At 42.3% G+C, this 21,253-nt stretch carries 25 protein-coding genes; 9 read left to right on the top strand and 16 right to left on the bottom strand.

Translation table 11 applies throughout. The features are described 5' to 3' along the window. The 8 genes from nuoK to PJIAN_RS07845 are packed head-to-tail and all read right to left on the bottom strand — an operon-like array spanning window position 1 to window position 5,069. Window positions 1-315: an NADH-quinone oxidoreductase subunit NuoK gene (nuoK, locus tag PJIAN_RS07880; RefSeq protein ID WP_068703799.1), complete on the bottom strand. Its 315-nt coding sequence runs from the start codon at window positions 313-315 to the stop codon at window positions 1-3. A 48-nt stretch (window positions 316-363) separates the two neighbouring features. Further along, window positions 364-888, bottom strand: a complete 525-nt coding sequence (locus tag PJIAN_RS07875; RefSeq protein ID WP_068703797.1) for an NADH-quinone oxidoreductase subunit J family protein — start codon at window positions 886-888, stop codon at window positions 364-366. Further along, entirely contained in the window at window positions 888-1,391 is a 504-nt protein-coding gene (locus tag PJIAN_RS07870; RefSeq protein ID WP_201787352.1) for a 4Fe-4S binding protein, read from the bottom strand. The genes PJIAN_RS07875 and PJIAN_RS07870 overlap by 1 nt, the downstream gene beginning before the upstream one ends. 43 nt (window positions 1,392-1,434) lie before the next feature. Then, window positions 1,435-2,568, bottom strand: coding sequence for an NADH-quinone oxidoreductase subunit NuoH (nuoH, locus tag PJIAN_RS07865; protein WP_068703795.1), 1,134 nt, complete (start codon window positions 2,566-2,568; stop codon window positions 1,435-1,437). A 19-nt stretch (window positions 2,569-2,587) separates the two neighbouring features. Next, entirely contained in the window at window positions 2,588-3,712 is a 1,125-nt protein-coding gene (locus tag PJIAN_RS07860; RefSeq protein ID WP_068703793.1) for an NADH-quinone oxidoreductase subunit D, read from the bottom strand. Between the two features lie 6 nt (window positions 3,713-3,718). Further along, window positions 3,719-4,174 carry an NADH-quinone oxidoreductase subunit C gene (locus PJIAN_RS07855; RefSeq protein WP_068703791.1) on the bottom strand — a complete coding sequence of 152 codons (456 nt, stop codon included), beginning with the start codon at window positions 4,172-4,174 and terminating at the stop codon, window positions 3,719-3,721. Next, window positions 4,171-4,728: an NADH-quinone oxidoreductase subunit B gene (locus PJIAN_RS07850; protein WP_068703789.1), complete on the bottom strand. Its 558-nt coding sequence runs from the start codon at window positions 4,726-4,728 to the stop codon at window positions 4,171-4,173. Before PJIAN_RS07850 ends, PJIAN_RS07855 begins: the two co-directional genes overlap by 4 nt. Beyond that, window positions 4,719-5,069, bottom strand: a complete 351-nt coding sequence (locus tag PJIAN_RS07845) for an NADH-quinone oxidoreductase subunit A (RefSeq protein ID WP_068703787.1) — start codon at window positions 5,067-5,069, stop codon at window positions 4,719-4,721. Before PJIAN_RS07845 ends, PJIAN_RS07850 begins: the two co-directional genes overlap by 10 nt. A gap of 372 nt (window positions 5,070-5,441) precedes the next feature. Here PJIAN_RS07845 and PJIAN_RS07840 point away from each other — a divergent pair, with 372 nt between their 5' ends. After that, window positions 5,442-5,825: an START-like domain-containing protein gene (locus PJIAN_RS07840; RefSeq protein ID WP_068703785.1), complete on the top strand. Its 384-nt coding sequence runs from the start codon at window positions 5,442-5,444 to the stop codon at window positions 5,823-5,825. A gap of 16 nt (window positions 5,826-5,841) precedes the next feature. Here PJIAN_RS07840 and hisH read toward each other — a convergent pair whose 3' ends face one another. From hisH to PJIAN_RS07820, 4 genes are all read right to left on the bottom strand, one after another. Beyond that, window positions 5,842-6,426, bottom strand: a complete 585-nt coding sequence (gene hisH, locus PJIAN_RS07835; RefSeq protein WP_068703783.1) for an imidazole glycerol phosphate synthase subunit HisH — start codon at window positions 6,424-6,426, stop codon at window positions 5,842-5,844. Between the two features lie 150 nt (window positions 6,427-6,576). Beyond that, a complete protein-coding gene (locus tag PJIAN_RS07830) occupies window positions 6,577-7,047 on the bottom strand; it encodes a DUF4252 domain-containing protein (protein WP_068703781.1) in 471 nt (156 codons plus the stop codon). Continuing rightward, window positions 7,037-7,582, bottom strand: coding sequence for a PG0215 family putative anti-sigma factor (locus tag PJIAN_RS07825; RefSeq protein WP_068703779.1), 546 nt, complete (start codon window positions 7,580-7,582; stop codon window positions 7,037-7,039). The genes PJIAN_RS07830 and PJIAN_RS07825 overlap by 11 nt, the downstream gene beginning before the upstream one ends. Window positions 7,583-7,607: 25 nt before the next feature. Further along, window positions 7,608-8,105, bottom strand: a complete 498-nt coding sequence (locus PJIAN_RS07820) for a GFO_1088 family ECF-type sigma factor (RefSeq protein ID WP_068703777.1) — start codon at window positions 8,103-8,105, stop codon at window positions 7,608-7,610. A gap of 124 nt (window positions 8,106-8,229) precedes the next feature. On the opposite strand from PJIAN_RS07820, the gene PJIAN_RS07815 reads away from it, so the two are divergent. Further along, window positions 8,230-9,009, top strand: coding sequence for a S1/P1 nuclease (locus PJIAN_RS07815; RefSeq protein WP_068703775.1), 780 nt, complete (start codon window positions 8,230-8,232; stop codon window positions 9,007-9,009). A gap of 7 nt (window positions 9,010-9,016) precedes the next feature. On the opposite strand, the gene PJIAN_RS07810 is transcribed toward PJIAN_RS07815, so the two are convergent. Both PJIAN_RS07810 and PJIAN_RS07805 read right to left on the bottom strand, forming a co-directional pair. After that, the gene (locus PJIAN_RS07810; protein WP_068703773.1) at window positions 9,017-9,796 is read right to left on the bottom strand and encodes a universal stress protein; all 780 of its coding nucleotides are present in this window, start codon (window positions 9,794-9,796) and stop codon (window positions 9,017-9,019) included. Window positions 9,797-9,808: 12 nt separating this feature from the next. Then, window positions 9,809-10,702 (bottom strand): DMT family transporter, encoded by an 894-nt coding sequence (locus PJIAN_RS07805; protein WP_101750737.1) that lies wholly within the window; start codon window positions 10,700-10,702, stop codon window positions 9,809-9,811. Between the two features lie 171 nt (window positions 10,703-10,873). Here PJIAN_RS07805 and PJIAN_RS07800 point away from each other — a divergent pair, with 171 nt between their 5' ends. The 4 genes from PJIAN_RS07800 to groL all read left to right on the top strand — a co-directional run bounded on the left by PJIAN_RS07800 (window position 10,874) and on the right by groL (window position 15,380). Then, a complete protein-coding gene (locus PJIAN_RS07800) occupies window positions 10,874-11,611 on the top strand; it encodes a 3'-5' exonuclease (RefSeq protein ID WP_068703769.1) in 738 nt (245 codons plus the stop codon). A 47-nt stretch (window positions 11,612-11,658) separates the two neighbouring features. Then, entirely contained in the window at window positions 11,659-13,035 is a 1,377-nt protein-coding gene (locus tag PJIAN_RS07795) for an MltF family protein (protein ID WP_068704650.1), read from the top strand. A gap of 378 nt (window positions 13,036-13,413) precedes the next feature. Then, on the top strand, window positions 13,414-13,683 hold the full coding sequence (locus PJIAN_RS07790) for a co-chaperone GroES (RefSeq protein ID WP_068703767.1): 270 nt from the start codon (window positions 13,414-13,416) through the stop codon (window positions 13,681-13,683). A gap of 62 nt (window positions 13,684-13,745) precedes the next feature. After that, window positions 13,746-15,380 carry a chaperonin GroEL gene (gene groL / locus PJIAN_RS07785; RefSeq protein WP_068703765.1) on the top strand — a complete coding sequence of 545 codons (1,635 nt, stop codon included), beginning with the start codon at window positions 13,746-13,748 and terminating at the stop codon, window positions 15,378-15,380. Window positions 15,381-15,532: 152 nt separating this feature from the next. On the opposite strand, the gene meaB is transcribed toward groL, so the two are convergent. Together meaB and rpsA are read right to left on the bottom strand one after the other, a co-directional pair. Continuing rightward, window positions 15,533-16,621: a methylmalonyl Co-A mutase-associated GTPase MeaB gene (gene meaB, locus PJIAN_RS07780; protein ID WP_068703762.1), complete on the bottom strand. Its 1,089-nt coding sequence runs from the start codon at window positions 16,619-16,621 to the stop codon at window positions 15,533-15,535. A gap of 140 nt (window positions 16,622-16,761) precedes the next feature. Next, window positions 16,762-18,711 carry a 30S ribosomal protein S1 gene (gene rpsA / locus PJIAN_RS07775; protein WP_084252325.1) on the bottom strand — a complete coding sequence of 650 codons (1,950 nt, stop codon included), beginning with the start codon at window positions 18,709-18,711 and terminating at the stop codon, window positions 16,762-16,764. A 237-nt stretch (window positions 18,712-18,948) separates the two neighbouring features. On the opposite strand from rpsA, the gene PJIAN_RS07770 reads away from it, so the two are divergent. The 3 genes from PJIAN_RS07770 (at window position 18,949) to PJIAN_RS07760 (ending at window position 21,238) form a co-directional block, all read left to right on the top strand. Then, window positions 18,949-19,608 (top strand): B3/B4 domain-containing protein, encoded by a 660-nt coding sequence (locus PJIAN_RS07770; protein WP_068703760.1) that lies wholly within the window; start codon window positions 18,949-18,951, stop codon window positions 19,606-19,608. Window positions 19,609-19,750: 142 nt separating this feature from the next. Next, a complete protein-coding gene (locus tag PJIAN_RS07765) occupies window positions 19,751-20,512 on the top strand; it encodes a hypothetical protein (protein ID WP_153802520.1) in 762 nt (253 codons plus the stop codon). A gap of 6 nt (window positions 20,513-20,518) precedes the next feature. Continuing rightward, window positions 20,519-21,238, top strand: a complete 720-nt coding sequence (locus tag PJIAN_RS07760) for a DNA alkylation repair protein (protein WP_068703756.1) — start codon at window positions 20,519-20,521, stop codon at window positions 21,236-21,238. The last annotated feature ends 15 nt before the right edge of the window (window positions 21,239-21,253 follow it).

The raw sequence follows: 21,253 nt of genomic DNA, 5'->3' as shown, positions 1-21,253 counted from the left end.
TTAGTATTTCATTGTTGTGGTATCTTCAATATCAATGGTCTTGAATCGACGATACAGATTAATGATAATAGCAATGGAAATAGATACTTCTGCCGCAGCAACCACAATGATAAACATGGTGAAAAAGACACCTTCCAATTGATGCGGGAAAAGATACTTGTTAAAGGCGATGAAATTAATATTCACGCTGTTGAGTATTAGTTCCACCGACATGAGCATCGTAATCAGGTTACGACGGGAGAAAAAGCCGTATACGCCCAAAAAGAAGAGCGTGGAACTTAATATTAAAATGTGCGATAAGGGGACTTGTTCCATATCTTTATATATTTACTCGATAATAGGTTTATTAATCAGCCTTTGAAATTATTTTTCCGTTTCCTGGCTCTTTTTAATAGCAATCACAATGGCTCCGACCAAAGCGGCCAGCAACAGAATGTTGATTACTTCAAATGGGAAAACATAGCCATATTCGCTATAGTTCAACATTTGTAAACCGATGTTATGGACATTGGGCTCAACAGGAGTAACGCCAACAGCAGGTTTGAATACAAATTGAGAAACAACCCATGAGGTAAAGCCTAAACCGGCTACAGCCAAAGTTCCCGAAAGTAGTTTTTTGCTTACCTTGGCTTTGGGCAGTTTCTGACCGGAATGGTGTGTAAGGAAAATAGAGAAAATAATCAAAACTATGATCCCGCCTACATAAATAATGATCTGTAGAGCACCGATGAAATCAACATCCCAAAGGAAATAGAGACCGGCAACAAAGGTCAACGATAACAACAGGCTGATAGCAGCTCTGAAAATCTTGCGGCTGAACACGGTCAGCGCTCCGAAAACAACCACTAAGGTTGCCAGGATATAGAATATAATTGTCGATGCACTCATTATTCTTGAACTTTAGCAGTTACTTTTGGTTTTTCTTTCAGTTTTGATCCCGGCTGGTTAAGTATCTTTGTCAGAGTACTACGATCAAAACAACTTAATTCGTATGAATTGGTCATTTTGATGGCATCTTGCGGGCAAGCATCAATACACTGTTTGCAGAAAGTACACATTTCCAGGTGGTATACCCACTTGTCGAGTACTTTTTTCTTTTTGCCATCTTCCGTTTCCACCTGTTTCGAAATGATCTGGATGGAATTGTTGGGGCATGCCAGCTGACAAAGCGTACAAGCAGTACACTTATGTTCGTTGTTTTCGTCGTGAATCAAAATCACTTCTCCGGCGAATTCATCAGCCACACTTGGATTAGCACGGTTGTCCGGATAATTTTCGGTGATGATAGATTTCCAGGGAGTAACGAAATACTTTAGGGTCAACAAAAGTCCGTTTGCAAGTGATACAAACGCAAATGCGACCTCTTTCAAATAGTTATATAGTGCTTTCACTCTTTTATTAATTACGAATTAATGACTATCGAATGACTCACGATTAAAAATGTAATCCCAGCACAACGATTAGTGCAATGATTACCAGATTCACAATACTCAACGGTAAGAGGTATTTCCATTCCAGTTTCAATAACTGGTCAATTCTCAAACGGGGGAATGTCCAGCGGAACCACATCATAAAGAAGATGATCAGGAACAATTTACCGAAGAACCAAACCAAAGGCCAAGCCAGAGAAACCCATGAAATCCATGCAGGCCATGTTTCCATAAATTTCAGTGCCATAATATCATTAAAGGCATGTGCCCATCCGAAATCGAACGGAAGGTAGAACGGCTGCCATCCTCCAAGGAAGAGGGTAGATGCTACCATTGATACCACGCCCATGTTGATATATTCGTTCAGGTAGAAAATACCAAACTGCATACCGGAATATTCAGTATGATAACCTGCTGTCAACTCAGATTCAGCTTCGGCTAAGTCGAACGGAGCACGGTTACATTCAGCTGTACTTGCAATGATGTAAATGATGAATGCAAAGAAAGCAGGAAGGTGTCCTTTCAGAATCCACCAGCCGTTTGCCTGAGATTCGATGATGCCTCCGGTATTCAGTGTGCCTGCCAAAGCAACGATTGCTACAATAGATAAACCGGCAGACAGCTCGTAACTTACGATCTGAGCACCACTACGCATTGCACCCATCAGGGCATATTTATTATTACTTGACCATCCGGCCATTAATATACCAATTACCCCCATCGATGAAATAGCAGTAACAAAAAGAACTCCGATATTGGTATTCCATAAAACTAACCCGGGACCCCATGAAATTGGAGCCAGAGCTAACAATGAAACACACAGAGAAAGAACAGGAGCAACTACAAATAATAATTTGTCAGCTCTGGTTGGAGTAAAACATTCTTTCAGAAGAAGTTTGATGATGTCGGCAAATAACTGGCAAACACCATGCCAACCTACACGGTTTGGTCCGTGGCGTAACTGCATGTGTCCTGCAACTTTACGTTCCATGTACACCATGATGATAACGCAGACTAACAGTGCAACTACGGCAGCAACTGAGGCGACTACCAACTCGATGAGAAATACCAGCCAGGGTGCCATGCAACTCGAGAGTAACTGGTGAATCCAGGCCAAAACATCCGAAAATTGTATCATTGAAATCATATCTCTGTTTTTATCTGTCCATGTCAGGGATTACCAAATCTATTGTTGCCATGTTTGCCATAAGGTCGGCAATCTTCATACCTACAGAAATCGGTTTTACAGCTCCGAGGTTTGAATAACACGGGGTACGGAATTTCATGCGGTAAGGTTTCGCTCCTCCATCGCTTACGATGTAAACTCCTAATTCACCACGGGCGGATTCAACACGTTGATAGTATTCGCCAGCCGGTAATTTCAGTACACCTTTTAGTTTTGTGCGATAATCACCGGTAGGTAGGTTGTCAAGCAACTGTTCGATAATGTGAATAGATTGATTCATCTCTTCCATACGAACAACGTAACGAGCCCAGTTGTCGCAGCCGTAATCGATTACTTCTTTGAAATCAAGCTTTTCGTATCCGTCGTAAGGATAGAGTTTGCGGATATCGCAGCTAAGACCCGAAGCACGTGCTGTTGGCCCTGTACACCCAAGAGAAATGGCTTGTTCTTTTGACAGGATGCCAATGCCCTGCGTACGGTGTTGGAAAATAAAGTTGCCGGTAATCAGCTGGTCGTATTCTTTACGGTAATCTTTGATGCTTTTGATCAATGCCTTGAGTTTAGGAACAAAGTCAGGACGGACATCGTTCATTACACCTCCGGGGATGATATAGCTCATCGTAAGTCGGTTGCCTGTATTTTGTTCGAATAATTCGAGGATACGTTCCCGGTCACGGAATGCTAAAAAGAATGGGGTTACCGCACCGATGTCCATTGCGCAGGAACCCCACCATAATTCGTGAGAGGTAAGGCGCTGTAGCTCATCCATTATTATACGGATGGCTTTTGCACGGGCAGGAACTTCTATTTGAGCCGCTTTTTCAATAGCCAAAGCACAAACATGGTTATTGATGTGAGCCGAAAGGTAATCCATACGGCTTGTCAAAAAAATGGATTGCTTGTATCCAAGCGATTCTGTCATTTTTTCGATGCCTCTGTGGATATATCCGAGGTGGGGAAGAACGTCTTTGATGATTTCGCCGTCTAAAGTAGCTTCAACACGCAATACACCGTGGGTGGCAGGGTGCTGGGGGCCAATGTTGACCACAAATTCTTCAGTTTTCAGCTCTGATGGGGTTACTATTGGATTTTCCATTCTATTTTACAAAGAAATGATTCTATCGTCTTGATAATCTTTACGGAGAGGATAACCTACCCATTCTTCAGTCAAAAAGATACGGCGAAGGTTCGGGTGATTGGCGAAACGGATGCCAAACAAGTCATAAATCTCGTCTTCATACAGGTCGGCAGCTTCCCAAAGGGAATAAACCGATTCAATCACAGGGTTTTCACGATCTTCCAGTACCACTTTTACCATCATATCATGGTGATAGTAGGTTGAAGAGAGATGGTATACCATCTCAAATTCAGGATTGCGGTCTACTGCTGTCTCGCAAAACAGGAAGTTAAACTTTGTTTCGGGAGCATCACGTAATTGTTTCATTACAGGGATCAATTCCTCTTTTGTAATGAACAATACCGGAAAATCAAATGTCTCATCAACTTTCGAATTCGGGAAAGTTTGTTCGAGATAATGTTTCAGTTCCTCTTTTATCATTTGTCTTCTTCCTTTTTCTTTTTGGGTTTTTGAATAACGTAAGCTTTTGATTTACGGATCTTTTCCTGCAGGGTCATCATGCCGTGAATCAACGATTCGGGACGGGGAGGACAGCCTGGGATATATACGTCAACAGGAACGATTTGATCCACACCTCTCAAAACAGCATACGAGTTGTAATAGAACGGACCGCCAGAAACAGCGCATGCGCCCATTGCAATCACATATTTCGGATCGGGCATCTGGTCGTACAGCCGCTTGAGTACAGGAGCCATTTTGTAGGTAATAGTACCTGCAACCACAATCACATCACACTGACGCGGGCTGGCACGCATTACTTCAAAACCGAATCGAGACCAGTCGTATTTAGCAGATACGGTGCTCATCAGTTCAATAGCACAACAACTTGTACCGAACGATAAAGGCCAGGGTGAGTTGCTACGACCCCAGTTGGCAATTTTATCGATGGTAGTAACGATGAAATTTGTTCTTCCAAATTCATCTTTGTATAAGTCCCCGTCAAATTCAGGGATATATTCTTTTTTTACATCCATGAGAGTGCTTTCTTTTTATATGCGTACAAAAGTCCAATGAAAAGGAAACCCGTGAAAAGGAGAATTTCGATGAAGGCAACCATGCCTAATTCCCTGACAACTGTTGCCCAGGGGAATAAAAACACAATTTCCACGTCGAACACTAAAAATAACAATGCAAAGAGATAATAGCCAATATTAAATTGAACCCATGTCAAGCCTTTGGTTTCAATTCCACACTCATAAGGTTCGCCCTTTTGAGGGTTGGTGGAAGAAATACCGAATATTTTTCCGATATAAATCATTATAACAGCCATGGCTATTGCAATGATTAGCAGAGCGATAAGTGATGCGCTTCCCATAAATCAATAATTATAGTTTTAGAGCGCAAAGGTAATAATTTATACTATTATATACTATCTATTTGAGGAAGAAATAAGTGTGAAATTTACATCATGCTTGTAAAACATTGTTTTTTACTGAAATACCCCTCTGTATATTGATTAGGTTGTGTAGTTTATTTGTGTTTTTTTAATAACACGCTATGGAAATGTAGGGGGATGCAAAAAATAAATTTGCAAATTAGTTTGACAACGGAGGATAAGCCAGTATGGAATACTAAGTTTGGATATTACTGCATTGAATTTATAGAATATTTATTCCGTAAGTTTGAATTAAAATTTGGAATATTCGCTAAAAAAACCTATTTTGCAGCCGAATAACAATTACAGGCTATGACCAAAGAAAAATTTCAAATTGAATATGTTTTTCAAAATATCTCCTTCAATGTGCTGTGGAATAGTATCAGTACACCGATGGGGCTTGCTGACTGGTTTGCTGATAAAGTAGACGTTGATGGCCGGCTCTATACCTTTGCATGGGGAGATCATGGTCAACAGGCAGAACTTGTGCTACTGCACGGTGGTTCGTTTATTCGATTTCACTGGATCGATGATGAGAACGAAAAGACCTATTTCGAGTTGAAGGTGAGTGTGGACGAATTGACTTCTGCCGTGGCGCTTGTGATTACGGATTTTGCCGAACCGGATGAAAAGCATGATGCCATCCTGTTGTGGAATAAACAAATAGAAGATCTTAAACGGAGCGCCGGAATTTGACGTTCCGTTTTTTTGTCTACAGACTTAAAAAGTTTTCCAAAATTTTTTGGCCTACATCACCTGATTTTTCGGGGTGAAATTGAACCGCAAAAAAATTATCTTTCTGTAGAGCGGCACTATATTCGAGCCCATATGTTGTTGTAGCAATGGTGTTCGCTCCATAAGCGGCATAATATCCGTGAACAAAGTAGACGTAGCTGTGTTCCGGAATGTTAGCAAAAATCGGAGATTTCAGCCCTGATATGTCGTTCCACCCGATTTGAGGTACTTTTCCTGCGCTTGCGGGGAATTTTTTTACCTTTTGAGGTATTAATCCTAAGCAATCAACATCATTTTCTTCAGAATGAGAGCATAGAAGTTGCATTCCAAGGCATATTCCCAGTGTTGGCTGTTGCAGGGAGCAGATGACCTTGTCAAGTCCTTTTTCTTTAAGATATAGCATGGCAGAAGATGCTTCTCCCACGCCGGGGAAAATCACTTTGTCGGCTGCTTTTATTACTTGTGGATCGTCACTGACGGTTGCTTTGATTCCGATACGCTCCAGTGCAAATATTACAGAACGGATATTTCCGGCATTGTATTTGATAATGACTACGTTCATAAGTATTGTTTCTTTCAAAAAGTGGAGTAGTGGCAAGTGAATTATCCCTGTTTAAAAAGAATTTGCCGGGGTTTTCACAAACACCGGCAAAAGTAATCAATTTTCAGGTAAAAAGATGAAAAAGTGAATGTCAAGTTGTATGCTCTGTTGTTATTTTGCTATTTTTTCTAAATCTTCGTGAGTCAGGTTTCCTTTCATAACAATCAAACTCATTTCGGAATCGTTTTTAACTATTATCAACAGGTGGGAAACACCTTTACTGTCAGTGAAACCATATACGGTCGATTGATCTGATTTGTTTCTTGTCTCCATCATTTGCTCGTAACTGCCTCTTTTGATAAGGCTGTTTAGATCTTTCTGGAAACTTGCTTTTGCCTGACTGTTATTTGTTGTATTGAGAGTTAATATCTTCATGCTCTTTATTCTACCCAAAACCTCTTTAGTGTCTTTGTCGATGTTGCTGCCACCTAACCATTGAGTAAGGTTGAAAAGTCCTTTGCTGATAGATACGTACTCAAAACTTTTGTTTGTTGAATATTTTTCAATTAGTTTGTCGACGGTTTGTGCTTTCAGTCCTGCAACAGAAAGAACAATCATCAAGAGAATCAGTTTAGTTTTCATTATGCTTAATTGCGTTGTTAGTGTTCAGAGAATCGGTTGTTGAGTCGTGTTTGTTGAAAATTTCCATTACGCTCAGCTGTTTGCCCACCCTCCCGATTTGTTGAACATGAGATACGCTGTTGTTGAATTTTCCGGTAACTAAATGCAATTTCTCAGCGGCGATCATTAATGCTTTTTCAGGGTCATTTACCCTTTTGCCATTGACAATCATGTAATTGTTTTGGCGTTCGATGTAGTAGATAGATCCCATGGCCAGTATGACACAGGCCGCTGCCGCTGAACTCCATACAGAAATATGATATACCAGTCCGTGGTGCTTTCTGCGTGGTGTTACCTTTTGTTTGAAATCTTCGTCAAATGCAGAATTGGGTAAGGTTTCGGCTTCCAATCCGGCAAAGCATTCAAACAAAGGTTTGTATTGCTTTAGATCTTCTGCAATTTCAGTTTGTGCAAAATATTGTTGGAGCAGGTTTTCTTCGGCCAGCGAAGTGTCTCCTTCAAAATATTTCTGCAATAATTCTTTTATGTTATCCATGACAATCGATGATTGACGGTTTGTTTTACTTTCCTAAAAATGACTTTCGAATGCTTTGGCGAGCTCTTGACAGGTAAACTTTTATGGCGTTTTCAGTCATTCCTGTAATTGCTGCTATTTCATCCATTTCCAGCCCTTCCACATCACGAAGGTGAATCACAATTCGCTGTTGTTCGGGCAGTTCGCTGATAAGTTGTTTTACATTCTTTACAAGATCTTTTTGTTCGGTCTGTTCGTAAGGAGAAGGTTCTGAAGAGAAGCTTTCATCGTTATCTATCAGATCACTGAACTGTACCCTGTTGCGGGATCTTATTCTGTCAATACAATGATTTCTTGCAATTTGTAATGTGAGCGCCGTGAGGTTTTCTGCTTTTTCCAGTTCTTTTCGCGACGACCACAGTTTTAAATAAATATCCTGCACCGCATCTTCTGCTTCGTTTGTATTGTTGAGCAGTGCTTTTGCTAATCGGTAGATTTTGTTCTTTAGCGGCAGGATTTTTATTTCGAATTGCTGTAAATCCATGTACAAAATAGATGACGATAGAATCGTATAAAAGGTTACGTTGGTTATGTTATTTTAACATATCAATAAGGGGAATGTTTATTGGCCCGTAAAATTAGCTATATTTGGACAAAAATTTTTAGCGATGAAAAAAAATATAACTATTTGTTTTTTAGTGGGGTTGCTTTTTGTGCCTCAGGCAGTGTGGGGATGGGGATTGATTGGCCATCGTGTTATAGGTGAATTAGCCCAGAAAAAAATGAGTCCGGCAGCAAAAAAGAATGTCGACGCAGTACTGAAACATGCAAGTGTGGCTATGGTTGCCAATTGGGGCGATTTTGTCAGAAGTGATGACAAATACAAAGGTCAGGAAGTATGGCATTATAAGGATATTGCGGCAAATATGAGCCGTGAGGATTTTAATAAAGAAGCTGTAACCGAAAATAATGGAGAGCTAATCTTCCGGGTTCAGGAGCTGATTGCAAAACTGAAAAAAGATCCGAATAATGAAGAAAACCTGAAAATGTTGATTCATTTGATCGGTGACATGCATATGCCTTTACATATGGGACGTCCGGATGATAAAGGGGGAAACTCTGTTCGTTTGACATGGCAGGGACGAAACATATCCATTCATGCTTTGTGGGATGAAGCTTTAATTGAGTTTCAAAAATTGAGCTACACAGAATATGCAGATCATCTGTTCAGAACGCGTGTAGTGAAGGTTAACCCGTTTCAACCTGATTCAGTTCTGAATTGGGCGTGGGGGACTTACCAGACCGCTCAAAAAGTTTACGATTCTGCTCCCGAAGCAGAAAATCAGTATAAGTATAATTACAAATACATTGGGCTTGTGGAGGATCGTCTTGCGCAGGCTGGTGCTCACCTGGCGAGTGTGTTGAATTATATTTACGGAAATAAATAATCGGATTTTAATCACACAGAACATAGAGATCCGGGCGTGGATTGAGAACCATTACCGGAACCCCGGAGGTTTTAATGATTTTTCGTTCGGGCGGACCGAAAAAAATGTCGTCCAGTCCGTATTCTCTTGATGATGTGATGATAATCAGGTCTGCATCCCCATTGCTGGCTCGTAAAGATGCTTCAAGTTGTACTTTGAAGCTGTCTTTATGAGCCTGCTTTATTTCGCATTGGACGTCAAGTTGCTCAAAGAGACTTTGAATCTGATTGACACTTCTTTCTGCTTTCGACCCGTAATCTTTTGCTTTTAATAATGTTATAGAACTGTTGCAGAAGCGGGCTAGCTTGGATGCAAAAATTCCTTTTTCTTTTTCTTCGGTCAAAAAACCAACCGGAACCAGTACCTTGTTGAATTGAACAGATGTGATTTCAGGCTTGACAAAGAAATATGGAATTCGTAATTGTTTGCAATTGTTCAGGTGATACTGGATCTCTTTTGAAGAGTTTCTTGAGGAAAGTTCGATAATAAAAAAAGCAGCTTCGATTTCCGTCAGGGATTCGTGCAAAGTTGAGACTCCGGCAGTGCGGATAAAGCTTTGCGCGGTAAAACCACCTTCTTGCATCCATAATTGGTGCCGTTCCCTGAATTGTAGTTCTTCGGTTGTGTTTGCGGCATAGCTTAAGAAGCAAATTTCTTTCTGAAATCCTTCGGAAAGTATTTTTGCAAGTTGTATGGCTTTTTGAGGCAGATGAGTGCTGTCTGAATATATGGCAATATAGTCGCGCATGATTTGCTATTCTTATAAAGGTTTCATAAAGAGCAGAACGCAACCGCCCACACTTACGAAAGCCCCGATAATCTGATAAATGGATATTCTTTCCTTGAACATGATGGCCGAAGGAATGATAATGAAGATGGGCACCAAACCCATGAGAGTCGCAGCCACTCCCGCCTCGGTGTGCTGAATAGCGAATAAGGACAGAGCCACTCCCACAACCGGTCCGAAAAACGACCCGATAAGCACTGAACGTATTCCGGAACTATCTTTGGATGCACTGCGTATGGTATTCCATCTTTTTAGAAAAGTAACCAGGAGAAAAAAACATAAGCCACCTGTGAATGCACGGATTTGAGTTGCTGCCATGGCGTCGTAATTGCCAATGCCTTTTTTGCTTGCAATAAGCCCGACTGCCTGTCCGACTGCTCCGCCTAGTGCGAATAAGAAGCCTTTGAATGGAACTTTGAAATTCAGTTTTTCGCCTTTTTCTTTTCCCAACATGGCAATGACGATTCCCAGTACAGTGACGCTGATGCCAGTAACCTGAAGCAAGTGCAGGTGTTCTCCCAATAAAACGAATCCGATTAGTGCCGTAATGGGTGGAGCCAGCGTCATGACTAACTGTGCCATCCGGGATCCGATTTGTGTATAGGAGTAAAAGAGACAAAGGTCTCCCAAAAAGAAGCCGATGAATCCGGATAGCGATAGCCAGAACCATTGTTCGGGAGTGGCGTCGAGAGGCAGGAACATGCCTCTGGTGATCAGGGTTCCAAACCCCAGTAGCACGATGGCCATTGCCAGACGAATGATGTTGACGGCGAGCGAACCGATACGGTTGCCTGCTTTTTCAAAAAACAAAGCGCTGAATGTCCAGCATACAGCAACTCCAATAGCGGAAATTTCTCCTGTTTGCACTTGAAATGATTTATTAAAACGCAAAATTACATGATAATTCTCACATACTAAAAAAGCGGCGCTAAGTTACAAAATGGTGAGGCTGCAACTCGGAATCCAGCAAGCCGGAATGGGCAATATTTGCCGATATTGACTTTAAATTCTACCTTTGTCTTGCCAATACGCCTTAAAATGAAGAATATAAACAAAGACAGAATCGTTTTTCTTGATATTGAAACCGTTCCTCAAACGGTTGATTACAGGCAATTGCCCGGCAGGCTTCCCGAATTGTGGGAAGAAAAGGCCGAAGTCTTAAAAAAGAGAATGCCAGATCGTTATCCTGATGACGCAGATGCACAGTATGTGTTTGCCAATGGAGCCGGAATATTTGCTGAGTTTGGTAAAATTGTGTGCATTTCAGCTGGTTTTATTTATCGTAAAAACGGAAATGATTTTTTTAGGGTAAAATCGTTTTCTGGTGACGACGAAGCGAAACTACTCACTGAATTTTGTGCGATGCTCGAGCTTTTTGGACGTCCGCAGGAAATAAATTTATGCGGGCATAATATTAAAGAGTTTGACGTGCCTTATATTTGCCGTAGATTGTTGGTGAATGGTTTGCCAATTCCGGCTGTACTAGATGTGGCATCTAAAAAACCGTGGGAAGTTCCGTTTTTGGATACGCTGGAAATGTGGAAATTCGGAGATTATAAGAATTTCACTTCGTTGAACCTGCTAACGGCAATTTTTAATATTCCGACTCCGAAGGATGATATAAATGGTAGTCAGGTAGCTCAGGTTTATTATGAAGAAAGAGATGTGGAGCGGATATCTGTCTATTGTCAGAAAGATGTTGTGGCGACAGCTCAGTTATGGTTGCGCCTGAATGGTTTTCCCCTCATTGATGAAGATTGTATAGAGCATGTGTGACAATTGTTTTATATAGTGTAAACCAGAATAAGCACAAAATTATAATCTTGTTACATTCAAAATCTACATATCGGATTTTATTCCTGTTTATTGCCGGACTGTTTTGTCTTTCCGGTTGTAAGACATGGAAAAAACCTCCTCCGGTTAAAACGCTTCTTGATCGTGTCATAGAGCGTGATACTCTTAATGCCGTAATGTTATACGGATCAACTTCCTATTTTATCTATAAAGAACAGCCGATGGGGTATGATTATGATCTTTGCTCCAACTTGGCAGATTCTTTGGGCGTTAACCTGCATGTTATTGTTGCGAAGAATATGCACGATGCCTTTCGGCTTTTGCAATCCGGTAAGGCTGATTTGTTGGCTTCTCCTGTTTATAAAACACCATCGACACGGAAGTTTTTATTTACAGATGTTACAGAACAGAGTAAGCAAGTATTGGTTCAGCATAACGGAGATGAGTTGATAAATGATGTTACCGAACTTATTGGAAAAGAGGTATATGTGAAGGGGGATTCTCGTTATTCTGCAAGATTGTATAATCTGAATCTTGAGCTAGGTGGTGGAATTATTATTAAAGAAGTAGGTGATTCCATCAGTATGGATCAGCTTATTGGGATGGTTGCCGATGGAAAGATCCGGTTTACCGTTGCATCCAATACCATTGCGGAAATGAGCAAGAAAAATATGTCGGGTATTGACATTCATGTTGACGTTAGCTTTTTGCAAAGAGCATCGTGGATTACAGCCCCCGGAGACAATTCTTTGTTCAATAAGATTAATCAATGGTACGCGACTGCTCAGGATATGAACGTTGTAAGTGCTATTTCGGATAAATATTTCTTTGAAAATAAATTTTTTGTAGCTAACTATGTGAAAATTCCCAAAGGGGCAATTTCGCCCTACGACCACCTATTTAAAAAGTTTGCGAAACAGGTGGGTTGGAAATGGCAGATGCTGGCCGCACAAGCGTATCTCGAGTCGAATTTCGATCCGGAATGTGTTGCCTGGTCCGGAGCATCAGGGTTGATGCAGCTAATGCCAAATACGGCACGACATTATGGGGTGGATCGCACTCAGATTTTTGATCCGGCAAAGAATCTGGAGGCAGCAGTGCAGTATATCAAGATGCTGAACATGATGTTCCACGATATTGAGAATAAGGAAGAACGGATTAAGTTTATTCTGGCCTCGTATCATTCCGGTCCCAGCCACGTGTTGGATGCAATGGCTTTGGCAAAGAAATATGGTAAGAATAACCATTCCTGGCAGGGTAATGTGGAGAAATTTCTGAAACTCAAATCTCAATCTCAGTATTATAACGACGAGGTGTGTCAATACGGCTATTTTAATGCGTCACAAACCGTGCGTTATGTCTCGGATGTGATGAATCGTTATGAAAAGTATCTCAAAAGGAGATAAAAAGCCTCAGTTTTATTTACCCAACTCCGTTTTACCTCCACTAAACTGCCTTTGCTGCGCTGCCTTCCTGCAATGATGAATTGTTGTTCGACTGACAAGCTGTCAGGATTCGAGCAATGAAATTGTACGCCGGAAGGAAAATTTGACATTGAGAGAAAAATGCAATCAATCTTCAATAAATGAATGCTTCTTCTTTTTCCGCTCTGTAATCCTCTGAAAATAAAACAATATTCACGAATCTTAGTTATGAATACGAGTCAAGCGGTTCGTCTTTGGCACGCAATGTGTAATTAGAGACAACGTGCTTTGCAGCGTTTGCGGCAAATGCCAAAAAATACCAATAAATTATTTGTTTAATCATTTAAAATAGTTGATGTTATGACAATCAAACCATTAGCAGACAGAGTGCTGATTCAACCGGCTGCTGCCGAAGAAAAAACGGCAAGCGGTATTATTATTCCCGATTCTGCAAAAGAAAAACCTTTGAAAGGTGAAGTAAAAGCAGTAGGACAGGGTACAAAAGACGAAGAAATGATTGTAAAAGTAGGCGATCAGGTTCTTTATGGCAAATATGCAGGTACTGAACTGGAACTGGATGGAGTGAAATACCTCATCATGCGTCAGTCCGATATTTTGGCTGTTATCTAATCAGCCCGGTTGCATAAAAGAAACTCTTTTATTTGTAAACATCTAAATTATAAACCAATACTATGGCAAAAGAAATTAAATTTGATATTGAAGCCCGCGATTTACTCAAAAAAGGCGTGGACGAATTGGCAAACGCCGTTAAAGTAACTCTTGGTCCTAAAGGCCGCAACGTGATTATCGAAAAGAAATTCGGTGCTCCTCACATCACCAAAGATGGTGTTTCTGTGGCAAAAGAAGTTGAACTCTCCGATCCATACGAAAACATGGGTGCTCAGCTGGTAAAAGAAGTTGCTTCTAAAACCGGTGATGATGCAGGTGACGGTACAACAACCGCTACTGTTTTGGCTCAATCTATCATCTCAGTTGGGTTGAAAAACGTAACTGCAGGTGCAAATCCAATGGATTTGAAACGAGGTATCGACAAAGCTGTTACTACAGTCGTTGAAAATATCAAAGCACAGTCGAAAGAAGTTGGTGACGATTTCAATAAAATTGAACAAGTTGCTACTGTTTCTGCCAACAACGACGCTACAATCGGTAAATTGATTGCCGATGCAATGAAAAAGGTTAAAAAAGAAGGTGTTATCACTATCGAAGAAGCAAAAGGCATGGAAACTACTATCGAAGTAGTGGAAGGTATGCAGTTCGATCGTGGTTACATCTCTCCGTATTTTGTAACCAACACCGAAAAAATGGAAGTAGAACAGGAAAAACCTTTCATCCTGATCTATGACAAAAAAATCTCCAATCTTAAAGAAATTCTTCCTATCCTCGAAGCTACCGTACAAAGCGGTCGTCCTTTGTTGATTATCGCTGAAGATATCGACGGCGAAGCTCTCGGTACTTTGGTGGTTAACCGTCTGCGCGGTTCGTTGAAGATTGCAGCTGTTAAGGCTCCGGGCTTCGGCGATCGTCGTAAGGAAATGTTGGAAGATATCGCTATCCTGACCGGTGGCGTTGTTATCTCCGAAGAAAAAGGTATGAAACTCGACGGCGCTACCATCGAAATGTTGGGTACTGCTGAAAAAGTAACTATCAACAAAGACAATACAACTATCGTAAACGGTGCCGGTGCTAAAGAAGCTATCGAAACCCGTGTTGCTCAGATCAAAGCTCAGATTGAAACTACAACCAGCGACTACGATCGTGAAAAACTGCAGGAACGTTTGGCTAAACTGGCCGGTGGTGTTGCCGTTCTTTACGTAGGTGCTGCTTCTGAAGTGGAAATGAAAGAAAAGAAAGACCGTGTTGACGATGCTTTGAGCGCAACCCGTGCTGCTATTGCCGAAGGTATTGTTCCTGGTGGTGGTGTGGCTTACATCCGTGCTATCGAAGCTATCGAAGGCATGAAGGGTGATAACGAAGACGAAACAACCGGTATCGAAATCGTTAAACGCGCCATCGAAGAACCTCTTCGTCAGATCGTGGCTAACGCAGGTAAAGAAGGTGCTGTTGTTGTTCAGAAAGTAAAAGAAGGCAAAGCTGACTTCGGTTACAATGCACGTACTGACGAATATCAGGAAATGTATGCAGCCGGTGTTATCGACCCTGCTAAAGTTACCCGTGTAGCTCTCGAAAATGCAGCTTCTATTGCCGGTATGATGCTGACAACAGAATGTATCATTGCTGAAAAGAAAGAAGATAATCCTGCTCCTGTAATGCCTCCGATGGGTGGTGGAATGGGCGGCATGATGTAATTCTTTTTCATCATAACCCTAATGAAAACGGGATTGTCTCAGAGCGAGGCAATCCCTTTTTGCTTTAGATCAATGCTGTTGGTGTGTGTCGTCGTTAGAGACGCATTGCTATGCGTCTTTACATTTGGAAACACACATTTATCTATTCGGTGCTATTTCCCGAAATAACTATCCAGTAATTCTTTTGCGGCAATAAACGAACTGATTTTATTATCCACCACTTTCTGTTCGTATTCTGTTAGCAGTGCATCAATTTTTTCGTTGTTGTAAAAGTGCGATTTCAGCTGATCGTTAATCGATTCATACATCCAGTATTTCGACTGACGGAGACGCTTATGGTCAAAATAGCCCGATTCTTTCACAAATGCGATGTATTCGGTAATCATCTCCCACACGCCGTCGATATTGATGCCGTTTAATGCTGAGCAGGTCAATACCTTGGGTGACCATCCCGATTCGGGCAACGGAAAGAGATGGAGCGCACTGGTAAGTTGTGCTTTGGTTAGGTTAACGCGATCCACGTTGGTGCCGTCGGCTTTGTTGATGGTGATGCCGTCGGCCATTTCCATAATGCCCCGTTTGATTCCCTGCAATTCGTCGCCGGTTCCGGCAACCTGCAGGAAGAGGAAGAAATCGACCATGGAGTGCACGGCTGTTTCCGATTGTCCCACACCGACTGTTTCCACAAAAATGGTATCGAATCCGGCAGCTTCGCAAAGCATGATTGTTTCGCGTGTCTTGCGCGCCACACCGCCCAACGAGCCTGCGGAGGGCGAAGGGCGGATGAATGCGTTAGGATGGCTGGAAAGCTGTTCCATGCGGGTCTTGTCTCCCAGAATACTCCCTTTGCTGCGTTCGCTGCTCGGGTCGATGGCCAGTACCGCCAGACGATGATCATCGTTGACCAGATACATTCCCATTGCTTCGATAAAAGTACTTTTTCCTGCACCAGGTACACCGGTGATGCCGAGGCGAATCGATTTGCCGGTATAAGGGAGGCATTTCTCAATCACTTCCTGAGCAATGACCTGATGTTCGGGTTTGAGGCTTTCGAGCAGGGTTACGGCCTGACTCAGAATCGTACGGTTGCCTTTGAGAATTCCCTCTGTATATTCGGCCGCCGTATAGGTTTGTTTCTTTTTACGTTTCTGAAGGTAAGGGTTGACGGTGGGTGGTTGTTCGATGCCGCTGTTGACCGATAAACCTGAATAACAATCTTCGTTTTCGATATGATGAGCCATAAGAATTAGTTGTAAGTGTTAAGTTGTAAGCTTTTAGTTACTTACTACTTGTAACTTGCCACTTACAACTTGGCTACAAAGTTAATGAAAAAAGCCGCCCGAAAATCGGACGGCTTTTGATATTTGGACTTAAAAAAGAATTATTCGGCAGCAGCTTCTGCGTCTTTATCTTTTTTAGCAGCACGTTTAGCTTTAGCTTCAGCGGCAGCAGCTTTTTGATGAGCTTCTGTCTTTTCAGCTTCTGAAAGTTGATCTTTCAAATCAGCCAATGATTGAATGTCACCTAAAGTGGTTTTTTCATACGATTGGTTTGAAATAGTTTCTTCAACTTTCTTTGCTCTTTTGGGGCTGTTTTCTTTCTTTTCAGTTGAAATGCCGGCAGCAGCTTTTTGTTCGTCTTCGTGGATGCGGCTGTGAGAAAGGATGATTCTCTTAGCATCTTTGTTGAATTCGATCACTTTGAACTGAAGTTTTTCGTCCAGTTTAGCCTGTGTGCCGTCTTCTTTTACCAAGTGTTTAGGAGTAGCGAAACCTTCAACACCGTAAGGCAATGCAATTACAGCGCCTTTGTCGAGAACTTCAACGATAGTACCTTCGTGGATGCTGTCAACGGTAAAGATTGTTTCGAATACATCCCATGGGTTTTCTTCGAGTTGTTTGTGGCCGAGGCTCAAACGACGGTTGTCTTTATCGATTTCGAGAACAACTACTTCGAGGTTAGCTCCGATCTGAGTAAATTCTGACGGGTGTTTGATTTTACGGGTCCATGACAGGTCGCTGATGTGGATCAGGCCGTCAACGCCTTCTTCGATTTCAACAAATACACCGAAGTTGGTGAAGTTGCGAACACGAGCGGTGTGTTTAGAACCAACTGCATATTTGGTTTCGATGTTTTCCCAAGGATCTTGTTTGAGTTGTTTGATACCCAAAGACATTTTGCGTTCGTCGCGATCCAGAGTCAGGATAACAGCTTCTACTTCGTCGCCTACTTTCAGGAAGTCCTGAGCGCTGCGCAGGTGTTGGCTCCATGACATTTCAGAAACGTGGATCAAACCTTCTACGCCCGGCAATACTTCAACGAATGCACCATAGTCAGCAACAACAACCACTTTGCCGTTTACTTTGTCACCAACTTTGAGGTTAGTATCCAAAGCATCCCATGGGTGCGGAGTAAGTTGTTTCAAGCCGAGAGCGATACGTTTCTTTTCGTTGTCGAAATCGATGATTACAACGTTCAGTTTTTGATCCAGTTGAACCACTTCTTCCGGGTGAGCTACGCGGCCCCATGAAAGGTCAGTAATGTGGATAAGACCGTCAACGCCACCGAGGTCGATGAATACACCGTAGTTGGTGATGTTCTTAACGGTTCCTTCAAGAACTTGTCCTTTTTCGAGTTTAGAGATAATTTCTTTCTTTTGTTGTTCGAGTTCAGCTTCGATAAGAGCTTTGTGCGATACAACAACGTTTTTGAATTCGTGGTTGATTTTAACAACCTTGAATTCCATAGTTTTGCCAACGAATACATCGTAGTCGCGGATAGGTTTCACGTCGATTTGAGAACCCGGCAAGAAAGCTTCGATGCCGAATACGTCTACGATCATACCACCCTTTGTGCGGCATTTTACAAAACCCTTGATTGTTTCGTCGTTTTCGAGGGCTGCGTTTACGCGATCCCAAGAACGAGAAGTACGAGCTTGTTTGTGAGACAACAAAAGCTGACCTTTTTTGTCTTCCTGGTTTTCGATGTAAACTTCTACAACGTCACCTACTTTGAGGTCCGGATTGTAGCGGAATTCGTTCAACGGAATGATACCGTCTGATTTGAAGCCGATGTTAACTACGACTTCGCGTTTGTTCATTGAGATAACAGTACCGTCAACAACTTCTTTTTCTTTAACGGTGTTGAGGGTAGCGTCATACTGTTGGGTAAGGGCGGTGCGATCTTCTACAAGATTGTCGCCTTTTTCATAAGCATCCCAGTCGAAATCTTCGGTAGGAGTGGTTTTTGGTGCGGGAGCCACGGTGGCTGTAGCTTCTTCAGCTGCGGGAGTTTTTACATCTTCCACGATGTTTTCGTTTTGTTCTGACATAACTAATTTGTAACGTTAATAAGGTTAGACTTTATGTTGTCTTAAAAGCGCGGCAAAGGTACGATATTTTTCTTGTTTTGCAAAACATAAAAAGTTTTTGAGAGAGAAGGAGTTGGAAGGTCGAAATTCTTAAATTTGCAGATGTGGAAATTCCTGATTCCAAATTTCAGAATTCCATTGTGAATACTGAAAACCTAAATGGAAGTTTGGAATACTTAATCTTGAAATTTAACCGGTATGCTTACAATAACCGTTGACGAAAAAGTAAAACGAGCTTGCCCTGCGTTGGCGTTGGGGCTGATTTATTGCGAGGTGACTAATTCCGAACATAGTGAGGGCTTGTGGAGTGAAATCGCGAAAGCTGATCGCGACTTCAAATCAAAGTATAAAATCGAGCAAATCAATAAGATTCCGGCTATCAAGGCGACCCGCGATGCCTACAATGCATTGGGGAAAGATCCGAATCGTTACCGGCCATCGGCGGAAGCGTTGTGTCGACGTATTCTGCGTGATTTGCCCCTCTATCAAATCAATACGCTGGTCGATCTGATCAACCTGGTTTCTATTCGTACGGGTTATTCCATCGGAGGCTTTGATGCAGACAAGATTCAGGGTGACCTGTTGCTCACTGCCGGTACTGCTGACGATGAATTCGAGGGAATAGGGCGGGGGTTCCTCAATATTGAAGGCCTGCCGGTGTATAAGGATGCGGTCGGCGGTATCGGGACGCCAACCAGTGACCACGAACGCACCAAGCTCTCGTTGGAATCCAACCATCTGTTGATGATTATCAACGGATATTCCGGTCTTGATGGTGTTCGCGAGGCAATCGATTGGTCGCTGGAATTGCTTCAAAAATATGCCGGCGCAATATCAATCGAGACGAAAATCATGTAGCTTTGTGTTGTAAATGACTTGATTGTCAGAGAACCAATTAATTTTTACTCCATGAAACGAACATGTTCTGTCAAACATCCAAGAAAAAGATAGTGTTGCAACATGGAGTTCCATACGCCATCAACTTTAAAATTATTATCGTATGAAAAAGTTTGTTTTGTTTTTAAGCTGCTTTGCCTTCTGTTTTATGTACAACCAAATGGTAAATGCGCAGACGACCGTAGTTCGTTTTATGGTGGAACTTCCCGGACAGGGAATCTCTCAGGATTCGGCGGTATATCTTGCCGGTAGCTTTAATGGCTGGAATTCGCAGGATGAAAATTATCGGATGCAACGGGTGGATGCCCGTCATTATTCACTTGATGTGCCCTGTTTTACTGACAAAAATTACGAGTACAAATACACGCTCGGAGGATGGAAACACGTTGAAAAAACGGCAGAAAACAAAGAAATCGATAATCGTAAATTCACCTCTACGAAGAAACTGAAGATTAAAGATTCGGTGGCTGCGTGGAATGTGCCGACACCCAAAAAAGAGGCGCAACAAAACCCGCTTTCGGGCATGCTGACGCAGGATCAGATAGATAAGATGATGCAACTTAAAGATTCAGTCACGAAAGGTCTTGCTCCGGTTATTCCTCAATTATTGGGAGTTTTGCAAAAGGTGAATACCAACCTGCTGGCCGATAAACCCGATATTGACCTGAGTAAACAGTATAATGCCGAAGCTATGAAAATTGTGTCGCAGGTGCTTGAATCGGTTACCGGTACGTTGATGCAGGTGATGAATGTGCTGACCCCGGAGCAAAAACAGAAGCTCCGCGATGCAATGAAGAATTCTACCAATCCCGGCGATCTGATTAATATAATAACCAATTCGAAACCGACACCCGCCGATAAATAGCCTGTTATGACAAGTAAAGAACTGATTGCCGATATTCGCACTTATTGCGAAGCGCATGCCGACGAGGCGATGGTAAAGAAATACAGCCGTTACTTCAAAGGTGAGTACAATGCTTACGGGCTTACCCAACATTTGCTCGAAGATAAGGTGCGTCAATTGCAGGAAGAAAAGGGTGTGTCGCTTGAACTAATGCTGGAGGCTGCCCCCGAACTGATTGCCGCACCTAAATATGAAGAAGCATCCTTTGTATTCCGCATGCTTGATGTCAATAAAAAACAGTACAGCCGTGAGGTGTTCGACAGGATTGCTACCTGGTATGGTGTGGGTATTCGCAACTGGGCTCATGCCGATGTGTTGGGAATGATGATTTTGCCCGTCTTTCTCGAAAAAGGGATTGTGGAACCTGAAGATTTCCGCCCGTGGCTTTCGGCTGCGAATCCGTTCCAACGGCGCTCAGTGCCGGTTACCTTTATCAAGCATATCAAAAAGCATCACGAGGCGATAGAACCTTTCTTTACGTTTCTGGAACCGTTGATGAGCGATCCGATCCGAGAAGTGCATCAGGGTATTGGCTGGTACCTGCGCGAGGCGTGGAAACTGGCTCCCGAACCCACTGAAGCTTTCTTGTTGAAATGGAAAGAAACGGCTGCCCGCCTCATTTTCCAGTATGCCTGCGAAAAGATGACCAAGGAGAAAAAGGAGCTTTTTCGGCGCAGCAAGAAATAGACTACGTCGCACACG

The sequence above is a fragment of the Paludibacter jiangxiensis genome, from assembly GCF_001618385.1.
Taxonomy (GTDB): Bacteria; Bacteroidota; Bacteroidia; order Bacteroidales; family Paludibacteraceae; genus Microbacter; species Microbacter jiangxiensis.
Note: the sequence above shows the minus strand (reverse complement) of the source record. Positions and strands in the feature narration are given on the sequence as shown.

Excerpts from the sequence above, each read along its gene's own strand:
- nuoK (WP_068703799.1), bottom strand. The coding sequence starts at position 315 with ATGGAACAAGTCCCCTTATCGCACATTTTAATATTAAGTTCCACGCTC.
- PJIAN_RS07875 (WP_068703797.1), bottom strand. The coding sequence starts at position 888 with ATGAGTGCATCGACAATTATATTCTATATCCTGGCAACCTTAGTGGTT.
- nuoH (WP_068703795.1), bottom strand. The coding sequence starts at position 2,568 with ATGATACAATTTTCGGATGTTTTGGCCTGGATTCACCAGTTACTCTCG.
- PJIAN_RS07860 (WP_068703793.1), bottom strand. The coding sequence starts at position 3,712 with ATGGAAAATCCAATAGTAACCCCATCAGAGCTGAAAACTGAAGAATTT.
- PJIAN_RS07855 (WP_068703791.1), bottom strand. The coding sequence starts at position 4,174 with ATGATAAAAGAGGAACTGAAACATTATCTCGAACAAACTTTCCCGAAT.
- PJIAN_RS07850 (WP_068703789.1), bottom strand. The coding sequence starts at position 4,728 with ATGGATGTAAAAAAAGAATATATCCCTGAATTTGACGGGGACTTATAC.
- PJIAN_RS07845 (WP_068703787.1), bottom strand. The coding sequence starts at position 5,069 with ATGGGAAGCGCATCACTTATCGCTCTGCTAATCATTGCAATAGCCATG.
- PJIAN_RS07840 (WP_068703785.1), top strand. The coding sequence starts at position 5,442 with ATGACCAAAGAAAAATTTCAAATTGAATATGTTTTTCAAAATATCTCC.
- hisH (WP_068703783.1), bottom strand. The coding sequence starts at position 6,426 with ATGAACGTAGTCATTATCAAATACAATGCCGGAAATATCCGTTCTGTA.
- PJIAN_RS07830 (WP_068703781.1), bottom strand. The coding sequence starts at position 7,047 with ATGAAAACTAAACTGATTCTCTTGATGATTGTTCTTTCTGTTGCAGGA.
- PJIAN_RS07825 (WP_068703779.1), bottom strand. The coding sequence starts at position 7,582 with ATGGATAACATAAAAGAATTATTGCAGAAATATTTTGAAGGAGACACT.
- PJIAN_RS07820 (WP_068703777.1), bottom strand. The coding sequence starts at position 8,105 with ATGGATTTACAGCAATTCGAAATAAAAATCCTGCCGCTAAAGAACAAA.
- PJIAN_RS07815 (WP_068703775.1), top strand. The coding sequence starts at position 8,230 with ATGAAAAAAAATATAACTATTTGTTTTTTAGTGGGGTTGCTTTTTGTG.
- PJIAN_RS07810 (WP_068703773.1), bottom strand. The coding sequence starts at position 9,796 with ATGCGCGACTATATTGCCATATATTCAGACAGCACTCATCTGCCTCAA.
- PJIAN_RS07800 (WP_068703769.1), top strand. The coding sequence starts at position 10,874 with ATGAAGAATATAAACAAAGACAGAATCGTTTTTCTTGATATTGAAACC.
- PJIAN_RS07790 (WP_068703767.1), top strand. The coding sequence starts at position 13,414 with ATGACAATCAAACCATTAGCAGACAGAGTGCTGATTCAACCGGCTGCT.
- groL (WP_068703765.1), top strand. The coding sequence starts at position 13,746 with ATGGCAAAAGAAATTAAATTTGATATTGAAGCCCGCGATTTACTCAAA.
- meaB (WP_068703762.1), bottom strand. The coding sequence starts at position 16,621 with ATGGCTCATCATATCGAAAACGAAGATTGTTATTCAGGTTTATCGGTC.
- rpsA (WP_084252325.1), bottom strand. The coding sequence starts at position 18,711 with ATGTCAGAACAAAACGAAAACATCGTGGAAGATGTAAAAACTCCCGCA.
- PJIAN_RS07770 (WP_068703760.1), top strand. The coding sequence starts at position 18,949 with ATGCTTACAATAACCGTTGACGAAAAAGTAAAACGAGCTTGCCCTGCG.
- PJIAN_RS07765 (WP_153802520.1), top strand. The coding sequence starts at position 19,751 with ATGAAAAAGTTTGTTTTGTTTTTAAGCTGCTTTGCCTTCTGTTTTATG.
- PJIAN_RS07760 (WP_068703756.1), top strand. The coding sequence starts at position 20,519 with ATGACAAGTAAAGAACTGATTGCCGATATTCGCACTTATTGCGAAGCG.